Source organism: Flavobacterium soli DSM 19725, from assembly GCF_000422705.1.
In the GTDB taxonomy this organism is placed as follows: Bacteria; Bacteroidota; Bacteroidia; order Flavobacteriales; family Flavobacteriaceae; genus Flavobacterium; species Flavobacterium soli.
Genome location: NZ_KE383907.1, coordinates 272,344 through 288,547 on the forward strand (window position 1 = coordinate 272,344; position 16,204 = coordinate 288,547).

Below are 16,204 nucleotides of genomic sequence, written 5' to 3' on the forward strand. Positions count from 1 at the left end.
TTTTAGTGGTCTGTTTACAGGAACTAAAATAGCCAATTTCTTTTTTATGGACATTCAAGAAACCATCCAATCTTTACGCGAAGAGCTAAATCTTCATAATCATAATTATTATGTTTTGGACAATCCAACCATTTCCGATTATGATTTTGATATAAAACTGAAAGAACTTCAAGATTTAGAAAATAAGCATCCTGAATTTTTTGATGAAAATTCCCCAACTCAAAGAGTAGGCGGAATGATTACCAAAAACTTCCAAACCATTACCCATAAAAACAGAATGTATTCTTTGGATAATTCTTATTCTAAAGAAGATGTTTTGGATTGGGAAAAAAGAATCCAGAAGATGCTAGGAGATGTTCCGTTGGAATATACTTGTGAATTAAAATACGACGGAGCTTCGATTTCTATGACCTACGAACACGGAAAATTAAAACGCGCCGTGACGCGTGGCGATGGTTTTCAAGGCGATGAAGTAACAAATAATATCAAGACAATTCGTTCTGTTCCGTTGCAATTGAAAGGAGATTTCCCGGATAGTTTCGAAATTCGCGGAGAAATTATTTTGCCTCTTGAAGGTTTTGCAAAAATGAACCAAGAATTGATTGAGAGTGGCGAAACGCCTTATTCAAACCCAAGAAATACGGCTTCTGGAAGCTTGAAATTACAGGATAGTGCTGAGGTAGCAAGACGTCCGTTGGATTGTTTATTGTATACTTTTATTGGAAATGATGTGAAATTTGCAACCCATTTCGAAAGTTTGGAAAAAGCAAGAAGTTTTGGCTTTAAAGTTCCTAAGGAAGCGAAGTTGGTAAAAAGTATCGATGAGGTTTTTGAATTCATAGATTATTGGAATGTTCACCGTCATGATTTGCCTTATGAAACCGATGGTGTCGTGGTAAAAGTAAATAATCTGTATTACCAAGATGAATTGGGTTACACGGCAAAATCGCCTCGCTGGGCAGTTGCCTATAAGTTTAAAGCCGAACAAGTTTCTACCAAATTGAATTCGATTTCTTATCAAGTTGGACGAACGGGAGCGATTACACCAGTAGCCAATTTGCAGCCAGTTCAGTTGGCTGGAACTATCGTGAAACGTGCTTCTTTGCACAATGCCGATCAGATTGAAAAGTTGGATATTCGCGTAGGCGATGAGGTTTTTGTAGAAAAAGGAGGAGAGATCATCCCGAAGATTATTGGTGTCGATTTCACAAAACGTTCGTTAGATTTACTTCCGACAGTTTACATCACAAGTTGTCCAGAGTGCCAAGCCGAATTAATTAGAAAAGAAGGCGAAGCACAGCATTATTGTCCAAATTTTTATGGCTGTCCACCTCAGATTATCGGTAGGATACAACATTATATTTCCCGAAAAGCAATGGATATTGAGGGTTTGGGAGGAGAAACGGTTGCCTTGCTTTTCAATAACGATCTAGTGCATAATTATGCCGATTTATACGATTTGACGGTTGAACAAGTCATTCCTTTGGAACGAATGGCTCAAAAATCAGCTGAGAATTTGGTTAATGGAATTGAGAAATCAAAAGAAGTTCCGTTTGAACGTGTTTTGTTTGCTTTGGGAATTCGCTATGTTGGAGAAACCGTTGCTAAAAAATTAGCCAAGCATTATCAAAACATCGATAATTTAAAGAATGCAAGCCTGATGGATCTAATTTTGGTCGATGAAATTGGGGAACGAATTGCACAAAGTGTCATAGAATTTTTCGAAAATACCGAAAATCAGATCATCATCCAACGATTAAAAGACTATGGCGTTCAACTCGAAACCAAAACCGTTTTCAATCCAGATGCAACCGATAAATTAGTTGGCAAAACTTTCGTTGTTTCAGGTGTTTTTGCTAAATTTTCTCGTGATGATTTGAAGAAAGCAATCGAAGATAATGGAGGAAAAGTAGGAAGTTCTATCTCTGCCAAAACCGATTATGTGATTGCTGGAGATAATATGGGACCAGCAAAATTAGAAAAAGCTACCAAACTGAATGTTTCAATAATTTCAGAAGATGATTTTATTGCAATGCTTGGTAATTAAACACAGATTTCACAAGTTTTCACAGATAACAAAACTTAAACCATTAAGATATTAAGTTTCATTAAGTTTTAGCTTAATTTTTCTTAATATCTTAATGGTTTAAAATCTGTGAAAATTTGTGAAATCTGTATTTAAACAATAATCGTTCTCCCTTGATTCGTCTTATTTTTATCAGAATCAAAATAAAAATCAATTCGACCAAGATTGATTCCGTAGCACCCTACTTGGTTTACCAAAACGTCTTTTCCTTCCAAATTCTTTACGATTGTGGGTTTATCTAGAAAAGTATGGGTGTGTCCGCCAATAATCAAATCAATGTCTTTTGTAAGTTTTGCCAGATTTAAATCTGAAATTTTATCAGGTTCATTTTTATAATGATAACCCAAGTGTGATAAGCAAATTACCAAGTCGCAGCGCTTTTCATGTTTTAGAATTCGGGTCATTTCCTGACTTATTTCTACAGGATCATTATAAACTGTTTCTTTATAATTCTTCTTGTCTACCAATCCTTCAAGCTGAACTCCAAGTCCAAAAACACCAATTTTTATTCCGTCTTTTTCAAAAATTTTATACGGCTTTACAATTTCATTTAAAACCGTATTCTTGAAATCATAATTTGCCGAAACAAACTCGAAATTGGCATTTGGCAATTGGGAATAAAATCCGTCAATTCCATTGTCAAAATCGTGATTTCCCATCGTCGCCAAGTCATATTTCATCATACTCATCAGCTTAAATTCCAATTCTCCTCCATAATAGTTAAAATATGGTGTTCCCTGAAAAATATCGCCGGCATCTAATAATAATACATTTGGATTCTCTTTTCGAATATTTTCTACCAAAGCCGAACGTCGCGAAATGCCACCCATATTAGGGTTTTTGGCATCGCTTGCTGGAAAAGGGTCGATGTGACTGTGAACATCATTTGTGTGTAAAATCGTAAGATGTTTCACTTTTGTTGGCGAATCAAAAGCCATTAAAGGAACACTTGGAAAGGCCAAAAGAGCAGAACTTGCAGCTGTTTTTTGTATAAAATCTCTTCTTTTCATTATTATTTTTTTAAGGAACAAATCTTCTAATTTGCTACTCTTTTCTAATTCTTTCATCTCTAATCACTGGAATCGTATCTACTTCTTTAAAATAGTCAATCCAGATATTTCTCAATTTGTAATCCAAATCATAAACTGCAGTTCCTTTTTTGAAGAAATTCATACTATCACCACCATTATATAAATAATCATTTGTGGCAACATAATAAATCTGTTCTACGTCAACAGGATTTCCGTTAATCCAGATATTTTTACCCACATTATTCTTGTCAATCATAAAAGTCAAACCTGCCAAAGGATGTGGTTTTTTCTCCTTAATGATATAATCTACAATTTCTATAATCTGTTCACCTTTCAAGGCTACGACAACAAGGCTGTTTTCAAAAGGCATCAACTCAAAAGCAGTCCGAGTCGTTACGTTTCCCTTGCTGATTACGGAGCGAATCCCACCGTGATTCAACAAGCAAACATCTACCGATTTGTTTTCTCTAGACTTAAAAATTTTGTTTGCACTTGCTAAAGTAATGTCGGCCTGAAGATTTCCAATCGTGGTTTGCCATTCTCCTTTGCTTTTTTCCAAAGTTTCTGGAGCATAAGCCAAAACTTCGTCCATATCCTTATTGATTTTTTCTCGATAAGGTTTGATGAAATTGTCGATTTCAGAAACTTCAGGAATTGTATTGGTAATCGCAATTTGTTTTCCCTCTATTTTATTGACAAAAATTTTCTTTTCTCCACAAGAGATTAGGAAAATAAATGTTAAGAATAAAACAAAATGATGCGATAAGAGACTAGACTTTTTTAGATTTACCATCTGAAATGCGACTTAGTTTAATTAATTTTGTAATTCAAGTAAAAGTAGTATGTTTTTAAATTTTTTGAAGAATTTTTTCTTAAAAAGAAAGTTAAAAAATAGCGTGTTTAATGTTAACAGTAATTTTTCAAATGCAAAAATAAATACTGTGGGAATTATAGTTGACGAGAGTTATTTTAACGAAAAAGAAAATTTAATCAAGGAATTAATTAAAAATGATATCAGCCAGAATAATATTAAATTGTTGGTTTATAATGATAAATTCAAGAAGAACGAAGTTTTGAAATTTCCTTCGTTTAGCATGAAAGATGTAAGTTGGAATGGCGAAATTCAACAGCATGAAGCAATTGATTTTTTATCCAAGCCATACGATATGTTGATTAGTTATTATGATGTGACTAAAGCTCCATTGTTATTGGCTACACAACAATCTAAAGCAATTTTTAAAGTTGGTTTTTCTACAATTGATAAAAGATTAAACCATTTTATGATTAATACCAATGCTGAAAATTTTAAAGTTTTTAGCGATGAATTATTTAAGTATCTCAAAATTTTAAACAAAATATAATTATGCAATCATTTGTTGGTACAGGCGTTGCCCTTGTTACTCCGTTCAAAAAAGATTTTTCGGTTGATACCGAAGCTCTGGTAAGAATCGTTAATTTTGTAATTGATGGTGGTGTTGAATATCTTGTCGTTTTAGGAACAACAGGAGAACCTGCAACACTAACTCATGACGAAAAGGAACTGGTAATAAAGACAATCGTTGAGGCAAATAAAGGAAGATTGCCGTTGGTTTTGGGAGTTGGAGGAAACAATACCGCACAAGTTGTGGAGGAATTAAAAACAAGAGATTTTTCAGATTTCGCTGCAATTCTTTCGGTTTCTCCTTATTATAACAAGCCAACTCAGGAAGGAATTTACCAGCATTTTAGCGCTATTGCAAAGGCTTCGCCTGTTCCTGTGATTTTATATAATGTTCCGGGAAGAACGGCAAGTAATGTTTTGCCTTCAACGGTAATTCGTTTGGCAAAAGAATTCAAAAATGTGATTGCGATCAAAGAAGCTGCTGGAGACATTGTTCAAGCGATGAAATTAATTCAGACTGCACCAAAAGATTTTCTTGTAATTTCAGGAGATGATATGGTAACTTTGCCAATGGTTTTAGCTGGTGGAGCAGGAGTTATTTCGGTTATTGGAGAAGGTTTTCCAAAGCAATTTTCAGACATGGTTCGTCTTGGGCTTGAACGAAAAGTGGATGAAGCCTATGAATTGCATTATCAAATTGCAGATGCTATTGATATGATTTTTGAGCAAGGAAATCCTGCTGGAATCAAAGAAGTTCACAAAGCGTTAGGTTTGTCTGAAAATACGGTTAGATTGCCGTTGGTTCCGGTTGATCAAGATTTGTCTAGCCGAATTTCAGCATTTACAAAGAATATTGCATCAGCAGTTACGGTCTAAATTTTAAATTAAAAAATAAGATATTATGTTATCACAAACTATACAAGACGCATTAAACAAACAAATTAAAGTTGAGGGAGATTCTTCTCAAATTTATCTGGCAATGGCATCTTGGGCAGAAGTTCAAGGTTTTGAGGGTATTTCAACGTTTATGTTTGCACAATCTGAAGAAGAAAGATTGCACATGCTAAAATTGGTAAAATACATCAATCAAAGAGGTGGCCAAGCCAAAATCTCTGGAACGGTTGAGCCAAATTTAGATCTTTCAAGCTATAAAGTTTTGTTCAAGCAGTTGTTGGAGCATGAGATTAAGGTTTCGGAAAGTATTAATGATTTGGTTGGAATTAGTTTGGATCAAAGAGATTATGCAACTCATAATTTTCTTCAATGGTATGTTGCAGAACAAATAGAAGAAGAAGCAAATGCTCGATATATTCTAGATAAAATCAATCTTATAGGAGATGATAAAGGTGGTTTATATCTGTTTGATAATGAAATGAAAAATTTCACGAGCCCAATTCCAACACCAAAATAATCTTTAATCAGGATTGTTTAGGTCTAAATCTTTCCCCTTTTCCAAGACTAAAACTGCTATAAAAAAAATGTTTTGTAGTCTGCAATTAATCACTAAATTTGCAGTTGGTTTTAAAGAAAGGTGAGAATGCCTTAATGAATAATAAAACCTAATTTTTTATAATGAAGAAATTTATTTCTATACTACTTATTCTAGTTGTTTTAAGCTCTTGTAGTGAGTACCAAAAGGCATTAAAAACGGAAGAAATTGGAGTTAAGTTCGATGTTGCTACCAAGCAATATGAAAAAGGTAAGTACATGAAAGCTATCCGTTTATTTGAACAGATCGCTCCATCATACAGAGGAAAGCCTCAAGCAGAAAAAATGTTTTATATGTATGCACAATCGTTCTATAAGACAAAACAATACTACTCTTCGGGTTATCAATTTGAAAGTTTTGTTTCCAGTTATCCAAAAAGTGAAAAGAAAGAAGAAGCAGCCTATTTAGCAGCACTAAGTTTTTCTAAATTGTCACCTAGATATAGTTTAGATCAAATAGATACTTATAAGGCAATTGATAAATTACAGGATTTTATCAATGAATATCCTGATTCTCAGTATTTAGCAGAAGCAAATGTTATCGTTAAAGATTTGAGAGAGAAGCTTGAAAAAAAATCATTTGAAATTGCAAGACAATACAATAAAATTTCAGATCACAAGGCAGCTTTGGTTGTTTTAGAGAATTTCATTATTGACTTTCCTGGAACACCATATAAAGAAAAGGCCTTATATTACAGGTTTGATTCTGCTTATGAATTAGCAATTAATAGTGTTGATAGTAAGAAATTGGAACGTTTGAATGTTGCCAAATCAGCTTATGCTAATTTGGTTAAATTCAATTCTAATACAGAATTCAAAGCAAAAGCCGATGAGATGTTGGCTCGAATAGAAACAGATTTACAACAATTTTCAAAATAAAAAAGTCATGGATTTAAAAAAGACGAATGCTCCAGTTAATACAATCACTTACAACAAAACTGTAATTGAAGAGCCAACTGGAAATGTGTATGAAGCAATCACAATTATGGCTAAAAGGGCAAACCAAATCAATTCTGAAATTAAAAAAGAATTGACAGAGAAGTTAGAAGAGTTTGCTACTTATAATGACAGTTTGGAAGAAATTTTCGAAAATAAAGAACAAATTGAAGTTTCTAAATTTTATGAAAAATTACCTAAGCCACATGCTTTAGCAGTACAAGAATGGTTGGATAATAAAATCTACCACAGAGATTCTACAAAATAATAATAAGTATGTCGGTTTTAAGCGGAAAAAAAATAGTACTGGGTATTTCTGGTGGAATTGCCGCATATAAAACAGCAAGCTTAGTTAGACTTTTTATAAAAGCAGGAGCCGAGGTCCAAGTGATCATGACTCCTGCTTCTAAGGATTTTATAACACCGCTCACGCTTTCTACACTTTCAAAAAATCCTGTCCATTCTACATTTTATAATGAAGAGGACGAAAATGCCGTTTGGAACAACCATGTCGAATTAGGTCTTTGGGCTGACTTGATGGTGATTGCTCCTGCAACTGCCAATACGCTCTCCAAAATGGCAACTGGCAATTGTGATAATTTGCTACTTGCTACTTATCTTTCTGCTAAATGTCCTGTATATTTTGCTCCAGCAATGGATTTGGATATGTATAAACATCCTTCTACTTTGGCAAGTTTTAATTCGCTGAAACAATTTGGAAACATCATGATTCCTGCTGAAACAGGTGAATTAGCAAGCGGGCTTTCAGGCGAAGGACGAATGGCAGAACCTGAAAATATTATTACTTTCCTTGAAGCTGATATTGCTTCAAAGTTGCCTCTAAAAGGAAAAAAAATTCTCATTACAGCTGGACCTACTTATGAAGCGATAGATCCGGTTCGTTTCATAGGAAATCATTCGTCAGGAAAAATGGGATTTGATATTGCTAAATGTGCTGCAAATCTTGGTGCTGAGGTAACATTGATTTCTGGGCCAACACATCTTAGTACTTCTAATAGTTCGATTCAATTAATTAGAGTTTTTTCTGCTCAAGATATGTATGATGCATGTCATGCTCATTATGAAAATATGGATGTCGCTATTGCAGCAGCAGCGGTTGCAGACTATAGGCCAAAAAATGTTGCAGTTCAGAAAATAAAAAAGGCAGAACAGAGTTTTAATATAGAACTTGAAAAGACAAAGGATATTCTGGCATCATTAGGTGAAATCAAAAAAAATCAGTTTTTGATAGGTTTTGCATTAGAGACTGAAAATGAAATTGAAAATGCAAAGCTCAAAATCCAGAAAAAAAACTTAGATTTGATAGTTCTCAATTCGCTTCAAGATGAAGGTGCTGGTTTTGGAAAATCTACCAACAAAATAACCTTTATTGATAAAGATTTTAATATCCAGCCGATGGAATTGAAATCGAAAGAAGCAGTTGCAAGTGACATTCTAAACAAAGTAATAGCACATTATCATGCGTAAAATATTTTATTTTTTCTTGTTGTTTACAGGATACATTCAGGCTCAAGAGTTAAACTGTGCCGTTCAAATAAATACGCAAACCTTGACAAATGCCAATCAGCCGATTTTTAAAACATTGGAACGGTCACTCACGGAGTTTGTCAATAATACAAAATGGACCAACAAGCCGTTCAAGCAAAACGAAAAAATAGATTGCTCGATGGTAATTAATGTGACGGCCTATGGCTCTGATCAATTTGTGGCAACAATACAAGTGAGTTCTTCCCGACCAATTTATGATTCTACTTATTCATCACCAGTCTTTAATTTTAATGACAAGGATTTTAATTTTAGATATGTAGAATACGAAAATCTGATTTATAACCCAAACAGCTATGATTCCAATCTGGTTTCGGTTATGGCCTTTTATTCCTATTTGATCATTGGTATGGATGCCGATACTTTTTCTCCACTTGGAGGTTCGGATTATTTTAGAACTGCTCAAGAAATTGGAAGTTTGGCACAACAAGGCAATTTTAAAGGATGGAGTCAGGCAGATGGAAATCAGACTCGATTTATGCTTACAAATGAATTGCTTTCAGGTACTTTCGAGGCTATTCGAACCACAATGTATGACTATCATTCTAAAGGTTTGGATGTGATGAGTCAAGATGTGAAAAAGGGAAAAGAAAAGGTGAAAGAAGCTATTAATTCTTTGAGCAAGGTATATTCAGTTCGGCCAAATGCATTCTTGACCAGAACCTTTTTTGATGCGAAATCAGATGAAATTCAATCTATTTTTTCAGGTGGTCCTCAAATAGCCATCGCTGATTTGGTTGATAACCTGAATAAATTTTCTCCAATAAATTCCTCAAAATGGGCATCTATTAAATTTTAAAAAGCTATTTTTGATAACCAAAATATGCTGAATTTAAATATTTAATTTCATTAAATGCTTCTCTCACTCTCGATTAAAAATTTTGCTCTGATAGAAAAACTTTCGATTGATTTTTCTAAAGGATTTTCTATTATTACTGGAGAAACTGGTGCTGGAAAATCGATACTTCTTGGTGCATTGGGTTTGGTTTTGGGAAAGCGTGCCGATTTAACTTCATTAAAAGATAAAGAAGAAAAATGTGTCATCGAAGCACAGTTTGACGTCTCGAAATACAACCTAAAGTCTTTTTTTGAAGCCAATGATTTGGACTACGAAAATCAAACCATCATCCGAAGAGAAATTTTGCCTTCGGGTAAATCTCGTGCTTTTATAAATGATAGTCCAGTAAATTTAAGTGCACTGCAAGAATTGGGTCTTTTCCTGATTGATATTCATTCGCAACATCAAACACAAGAACTTTCCAACGAGAATATTCAGTTTCAAATTATCGATGCTATTGCTGGAAATCTTGAGTTTGTTCAGGAATATGCTTTGCTTTTAAAAAGTTATAAGCAAGAAAAAAATAAACTGTCAGCTTTATTTGAATCGTTGAAGGAAGCTAAAAAAGAACAGGATTACAATGCATTTTTATTAGAAGAATTGCTTGCTGCAAAATTGATTCCGGGACAACAAGAAGAATTAGAGTCTATATTTGAACAGTTGAGTAACGTGGAATTTATCAATGAGCAACTCGATAAATCTTTGGCTGTAGCCAATGAAGAACAGTTTGGGGTATTGCAGAATTTGAAAGAAATTAAATTAGCATTGCAAAAAATCGCCTCAATGTCTTCAGATTATAATCTTTTATTCCAAAGGACAAACAGTGTAATAATTGAGTTTGATGATATTGTTTCGGAAATTGACATGCTTTCTGAAAAGCTGGTAAACGATCCGGAAAAACTAGACTTAATCAATCAACAATTACAAGTTCTATATAGTCTTCAAAAAAAACACCATGTTGATACAATTGATGAATTGCTTGTGATTCAGAATGACTTGGAAAACAAAGTGATTTCGGTCGATGCTTTAGAGAATGATATCAAATTGATAGAAACTACTATCGAATTGAAGATGGCCGAACTGAATTCAAAAGCCATAAAAATCAGAGAAAATCGATTAAAAGCTGTTCCTGTTTTGTCAGAAAAATTAATTTATTTCTTGGAACAACTCGGAATGCCTAATGCTCGATTTAAGATTGAAGTGTCCGAAATACAACAATTTTCTTCAAACGGAAAAGATGAGATTCAATTTCTTTTTTCGGCGAATAAAGGTTCTGATTTTGGATTATTGAAAAAAGTAGCTTCAGGAGGTGAAATGTCTAGGATTATGTTAGCTGTCAAGGCTATTTTGGCACAATATTCCAAACTGCCTACGATTATTTTTGACGAAATTGATACTGGTGTTTCAGGTGAAATTGCCAATAAAATGTCGGAAATCATGAGAAAGATGAGTGAAAACATGCAAGTTTTTGCCATAACACATTTGCCTCAAATTGCTGCAAAAGGCAATGAGCATTTTAAAGTATTTAAAACTACGATTGGCAACCAAACACTATCAGAATTAAAACTGCTAACAAGCGAGGAAAGAGTAGTGGAGATTGCCGAAATGCTTTCTGGAAAGGATATTTCCGACTCGGCCATTAATCACGCTAAAGCCTTGCTGAACTAATTTTTTGAATTATATTTGTTAGATTAAACTACAAACAAGAGAAACGAAATATAAACAGAACTTATATCTTATGATTATAGAACCAAGAATGAGAGGATTTATTTGCTTGACTGCACATCCAAAAGGTGCTGAGCAAAATGTTAAAAATCAAATTGAATATGTAAAATCAAAAGGAAAGATTGAAGGAGCTAAAAAAGTTTTAGTGATTGGAGCTTCAACTGGGTTTGGTTTGGCTTCTAGAATCACGAGTGCGTTTGGTTCTGATGCTGCAACAATTGGTGTTTTCTTCGAAAAGCCGCCAATGGAAGGTAAAACGGCTTCGCCTGGTTGGTACAATTCAGCAGCTTTTGAAACAGAAGCTCATAAAGCAGGCTTGTATGCAAAAAGCATCAATGGGGATGCGTTTTCTAATGAAGTCAAAAGAGAAACTTTAGATTTGATAAAAGCTGATTTGGGTCAGGTTGATTTAATAATCTACAGTTTGGCCTCGCCAGTTCGTACTAATCCAAATACAGGAATAACACACCGTTCGGTTTTGAAACCAATTGGAAATATTTACACCAATAAGACAGTAGATTTTCACACTGGAAAAGTTTCTGAAATTTCAATAGAGCCAAGCAAGGAAGATGATATTGAAAATACAGTTGCAGTTATGGGTGGTGAAGATTGGCAAATGTGGATTGATGCTTTGAAGGCAGAAAATCTTTTGGCTGATGGAGCTACAACTGTTGCTTATTCTTACATTGGGCCTTCATTAACGGAACCAGTTTATAGAAAAGGAACCATTGGCAGAGCAAAAGATCATTTAGAAGCTACTGCATTTGCTATTACAGATAGTTTAAAAGATGTTAACGGAAAAGCTTATGTTTCGGTAAACAAAGCATTGGTTACACAAGCCAGTTCAGCTATTCCGGTAATTCCATTGTATATTTCGTTGTTGTATAAGATAATGAAAGAAGAAGGAGTTCATGAGGGAACTATCGAGCAAATCCAAAGATTGTATCAAGAAAGATTGTTTACTGGAAACGAAATTCCTACAGATGATAAAGGTAGAATCAGAATCGATGATTGGGAAATGCGTGATGATATTCAGGAAAAAGTTGCAGTTTTGTGGGAAAAGGCTACAACTGAAAATCTTTCTGAGCTAGGTGATTTAGAAGGATACCGTAAAGATTTTTATAATTTATTTGGTTTTGATGTTGAAGGTGTTGATTATAAGCTGGATACAAATGAAATGGTGAATATCGAGAGTTTACAGTAGCTTAATATGTTTTATCACAATATAACTTATTTAACAAGTAATATTGGTTTAATTAAAAAAAACGCCTCATTCGTGAGGCTTTTTTTATGGATAAAACGTTTTCTATCAAAAAATTAATCTTATATTAGCACTTGATTAACAAAAACTATTTATTATGAAAAAAATTACTTTAATTCTTTTCAGTTTTTTTGTATTTCTTGGTGCTAATGCACAAGTAGGAATTATTGAAGGGCTGAATGGAACAACACTACCTGCTGGATGGACAAATGCAGGTTTTTCAAACACAACAACTACCCCTTGTGAAGGTAGTCATTCGTGGAGAGATAATCTCTACAGTTTTTCTGCAACGGGAAGTTTGACTTCTCCAAATTATGTTGGAGCTTCAAATGGTACGGATGTTACTGTTTCGTTTCAATGGAAAGCTACTGAATGGAGTGCAGCCTCTGGTGTAGGATTTTCTGTAGTTGCTCAATATTCTACTGATAATGGAGCAAACTGGATTGCAATTGGGGATCCAATTGTTGCAGATGCAATTACCGACTGTGCAACCTTTTCAGCTGTAATTCCTGCAGCAGATCTGCCAGAAGGATCTGATTTTAAATTCAGAGTGAATGAAACATGGACAGCAGGTGATTGTTATTTCTGGATAGATAATGTCAACATTACACAGCTAACGGAATTAGCACCAAACTGTGATGCTGCTTTGGTTTCACCAGTAGATGGAAGTTCTGATGCTAATCTTTTAGGGATTTTATCTTGGAGCCCTGCTACAGGTCTTCCTTCTTCTTATGTTTTATCTGTAGGAACTACTACAGGAGGAACAGATGTTGTTAATGCTTTGAATGTTGGGTTATCAACGTCTTATAATATACCTGGAATATTGATGGGGGATACTACATATTATGTAAATATCACGCCAAGTAATGCAAATGGTGTAGCTACAGGATGTACGGAGTATAGTTTCACAACTGGACCAGCTCCGATTGAAGGTGCTTTATGTGAAAATGCTATTATTGTGGATGCATTACCATACACAACAACAGACAATACAACAAATTATGCAGATGTTTATTATGAAGGTTCTCCTGGAGCTTCAGGATGCGGATCAACATCATCTTATTTGAATGGAAATGATGTTGTATATTCTTATACAGCAACGTTTACAGGTACTATGAAAATTCTTTTAACACCTGAAGCAGGTAATACTTGGGGAGGTCTTTTCGTTTATGGAAGCTGTTCCAATATTGGGGTTAGTTGTTTAGGTGGTGTGGCAAGTTCTGCTGCAACTCCAAAAATGATTGAAGAATTTCCAGTAACAACAGGAGAAACTTATTATATAGTAATTTCTACTTTTGCTTCACCACAAACAATTGCTTTTACTTTAGATTTAACGGAAAACACATGTACAAATGGTGAAGCTACTTATACTGTTGTTCCAAATTGTGAAGAGGGGGATGAGTTTTTAGTAGAAGTTAATATTACAGATTTAGGAAGTGCAACTTCAATGTCTATTAGTGATGATCAAGGAAGTGAAGTTCAAGTTGCAGAAGCAACAGGAGTTTTTACATTTGGACCATACCCTAATACTACACCAGTAATTTTTAATGTTACTAATGATCAAGATGCAACATGTTTCTTGACAAGTACAGCATTAACACAAGCTGTTTGTCCTCCAAATTGTGAAGAAGCTGTAGTTATAACAGCTTGTGATGAAGAGATTCTTGCAGAGTTAGTTGCCGGTACTGGAGCTTGGAATGTAAGTGCATGTGGATTCAGTACGCCAGGTACAGAACTAATGTATTCATTCACACCAGAAGAAACAGGAGATTATGAACTTGAAGTAATTTCAGCTACTGGTGGTTATATCGATTATTTTTGGAAAGATGCCTCAGGAACTTGTGATAATACAGGTTGGACTTGTATTGATGATATCAATGGTGCAGGTATTGATCCAATAGGAACTTTAACAGCTGGAGTTGAATATTTATTCTTATTAGATGGTGAAGGTACTACAGCTAAAACGCACACTTTCAAAATTAAATGTCTTCCAACTTGTGAAAATGGTACAGCTACCTATACTGTAGTTTCGAATTGTGATGAAGGTGAAGAGTTCTTTGTTGAAGTAAATATTACAAGTTTAGGAACGGCTGAATCAATGACAATTACAGATGATCAAGGAAGCGAGGCACAAGTTGCTACTGCTATCGGGCCATTTACTTTTGGTCCATATCCAAATGCAACTCCTGTAATTTTTACAATTAATAATGATCAAGATGAAACATGCTTCTTGACAAGTACAGCATTAACTCAGACAGTTTGTCCTCCATCTAATGATACTTGTGCAGGTGCTATTGATTTAACGAATGAAACTTCGCCTTTAATGTCAACAACAGTTGGAGCTACTAATACAAACGCAACAGTTTGTAATGGTTCTGGAACAGAAGTTGCAAACACTCAGGCAGATGTTTACTATTCAATTGTAGTTCCGGCAGGGTCAATGTTGACAATTGGACAAACACTAAATAATTACGATTCAGCAAATATTGCTTTTTATGGTGATTGTGATAATAGAACTTCTATTGCATGTTTTGATGATAATGATTATATTCAAGTAGAGTGGGTAAATGATACAGGAAGTGAACAAACTGTTTACTGGATTCAAGATGGTTGGTCGGGTGCCGGAACATTCACATTAGAGTGGTCGGTTATTGCTTGTACGCCATCGGAAGCTGCCTATACTCTAGTGTCAGATTGTGAAAATGGAGAAGGTTTCTTAGTTGAGGTTGATGTAACTAATTTAGGTTCTGCTACTTCGGTTTCAGTTTCTGATGATCAAGGTAGTGCTGTTCAAGTTTTAACAGCAACTGGAGTTGCTACATTTGGACCTTATCCAAATGATACACCAGTAATATTTAATGTGGTAAATGATCAAGATGCTAACTGTACTCTTACAAGTCCTGTTTTGAACCAAGTCGCTTGTCCACCAGTTAACGATAATTGTGAGGGGGCTACAGTAATAACGGCTGGAGCTGAATATGGAGAACAAATTTTTGATACTACAAATATTGCAGCTACTGGATCGCCTCAAGCAGCACCAACAACATGTTTTGGATATGGCGGAGCGGATGTTTGGTATTCAGTAGAAGTTCCACCATCTGGAAATATCATAATCGAAACTGCTGATTCTACTACTGGTGATACTGGTTTAGATACTGTAGTGACAGTTTATTCTGGTACTTGTGAAGCTTTAGTTCAGGTTGGATGTGATGACGATGGAGCTGCAACGGGAGCTTATTCAAAAGTTACAGTTACTGGTCAAACTCCTGGAGCTACACTATATATAAGAGCTTATGAGTATAATGGTGGAAGTTTTGGAGGTTTTGGAATTACTGCTTATGATGAATCTGTATTAGGTAATAATTCATTTGAGAACAATGGATTCAAAGCATATCCAAACCCAGTGAGAGATATCTTGAACTTGACATATACTCAAAATATCTCTAATGTTGAAGTATTCAATATGTTAGGTCAACAAGTTCTTGCTAAATCAGTAAATGCAACACAAGGTCAAATAGATATGTCAAACTTGTCTATGGGAACTTATTTAGTGAAAGTTACTGCTGATAATCAAGTTAAAACTATCAAAGTTGTGAAACAATAAACTTTGAATGTTTACTATAATTTTAAAAGCCACCTTCGGGTGGTTTTTTTATTGTTTGTTTTTTTATAGAGAAAGGTTGAATTGTTGTGAAATTTATTTCAATAAGACTTATTTTCTTGAAAATTAAATTTTTGAAAGAAAAATATTATTGTATATTTTTTTGAAACAATTAAGAGTTGAATGTGTGTTGTAAACTGTTAAATATTAAATATTTAACTAATAAATGTTGGTCACAAGTTTTATTTTTTTTTGTTTTTTTTTACAATTTAGAAAAATGCAGTAAATTTA

General features: G+C 34.4%; 13 protein-coding genes. 11 read left to right on the plus strand and 2 right to left on the minus strand.

The features are described 5' to 3' along the window. Positions 1–46 precede the first annotated feature (46 nt). Complete coding sequence (gene ligA / locus G508_RS0116805; protein ID WP_026706398.1) at positions 47–2,047, plus strand: NAD-dependent DNA ligase LigA; 2,001 nt, start codon at positions 47–49, stop codon at positions 2,045–2,047. A gap of 131 nt (positions 2,048–2,178) precedes the next feature. Here ligA and G508_RS0116810 read toward each other — a convergent pair whose 3' ends face one another. Both G508_RS0116810 and G508_RS0116815 read right to left on the minus strand, forming a co-directional pair. After that, positions 2,179–3,096 carry a bifunctional metallophosphatase/5'-nucleotidase gene (locus tag G508_RS0116810; protein WP_026706399.1) on the minus strand — a complete coding sequence of 306 codons (918 nt, stop codon included), beginning with the start codon at positions 3,094–3,096 and terminating at the stop codon, positions 2,179–2,181. 34 nt (positions 3,097–3,130) lie between these two features. Continuing rightward, positions 3,131–3,910, minus strand: a complete 780-nt coding sequence (locus tag G508_RS0116815) for a 5'-nucleotidase C-terminal domain-containing protein (protein ID WP_026706400.1) — start codon at positions 3,908–3,910, stop codon at positions 3,131–3,133. A 64-nt stretch (positions 3,911–3,974) separates the two neighbouring features. Here G508_RS0116815 and G508_RS0116820 point away from each other — a divergent pair, with 64 nt between their 5' ends. The 10 genes from G508_RS0116820 to G508_RS0116865 all read left to right on the plus strand — a co-directional run bounded on the left by G508_RS0116820 (position 3,975) and on the right by G508_RS0116865 (position 15,916). After that, on the plus strand, positions 3,975–4,478 hold the full coding sequence (locus tag G508_RS0116820; protein WP_245569886.1) for a DUF6913 domain-containing protein: 504 nt from the start codon (positions 3,975–3,977) through the stop codon (positions 4,476–4,478). Positions 4,479–4,480: 2 nt separating this feature from the next. Further along, on the plus strand, positions 4,481–5,374 hold the full coding sequence (dapA, locus tag G508_RS0116825) for a 4-hydroxy-tetrahydrodipicolinate synthase (protein WP_026706402.1): 894 nt from the start codon (positions 4,481–4,483) through the stop codon (positions 5,372–5,374). Positions 5,375–5,399: 25 nt separating this feature from the next. Then, positions 5,400–5,909 carry a ferritin gene (locus G508_RS0116830; protein WP_026706403.1) on the plus strand — a complete coding sequence of 170 codons (510 nt, stop codon included), beginning with the start codon at positions 5,400–5,402 and terminating at the stop codon, positions 5,907–5,909. Positions 5,910–6,070: 161 nt separating this feature from the next. Then, complete coding sequence (locus tag G508_RS0116835) at positions 6,071–6,865, plus strand: outer membrane protein assembly factor BamD (RefSeq protein ID WP_026706404.1); 795 nt, start codon at positions 6,071–6,073, stop codon at positions 6,863–6,865. A 7-nt stretch (positions 6,866–6,872) separates the two neighbouring features. Continuing rightward, entirely contained in the window at positions 6,873–7,190 is a 318-nt protein-coding gene (locus tag G508_RS0116840; RefSeq protein ID WP_026706405.1) for a DNA-directed RNA polymerase subunit omega, read from the plus strand. Between the two features lie 8 nt (positions 7,191–7,198). Further along, a complete protein-coding gene (gene coaBC / locus G508_RS0116845; RefSeq protein ID WP_026706406.1) occupies positions 7,199–8,410 on the plus strand; it encodes a bifunctional phosphopantothenoylcysteine decarboxylase/phosphopantothenate--cysteine ligase CoaBC in 1,212 nt (403 codons plus the stop codon). Further along, positions 8,403–9,287 carry a type IX secretion system protein PorD gene (gene porD / locus G508_RS0116850; RefSeq protein ID WP_026706407.1) on the plus strand — a complete coding sequence of 295 codons (885 nt, stop codon included), beginning with the start codon at positions 8,403–8,405 and terminating at the stop codon, positions 9,285–9,287. Before coaBC ends, porD begins: the two co-directional genes overlap by 8 nt. 54 nt (positions 9,288–9,341) lie before the next feature. After that, on the plus strand, positions 9,342–10,994 hold the full coding sequence (recN, locus tag G508_RS0116855) for a DNA repair protein RecN (RefSeq protein ID WP_026706408.1): 1,653 nt from the start codon (positions 9,342–9,344) through the stop codon (positions 10,992–10,994). 70 nt (positions 10,995–11,064) lie between these two features. Then, a complete protein-coding gene (gene fabV / locus G508_RS0116860; protein WP_026706409.1) occupies positions 11,065–12,255 on the plus strand; it encodes an enoyl-ACP reductase FabV in 1,191 nt (396 codons plus the stop codon). Between the two features lie 154 nt (positions 12,256–12,409). Continuing rightward, complete coding sequence (locus tag G508_RS0116865) at positions 12,410–15,916, plus strand: T9SS type A sorting domain-containing protein (RefSeq protein WP_026706410.1); 3,507 nt, start codon at positions 12,410–12,412, stop codon at positions 15,914–15,916. Positions 15,917–16,204: the final 288 nt, after the last annotated feature.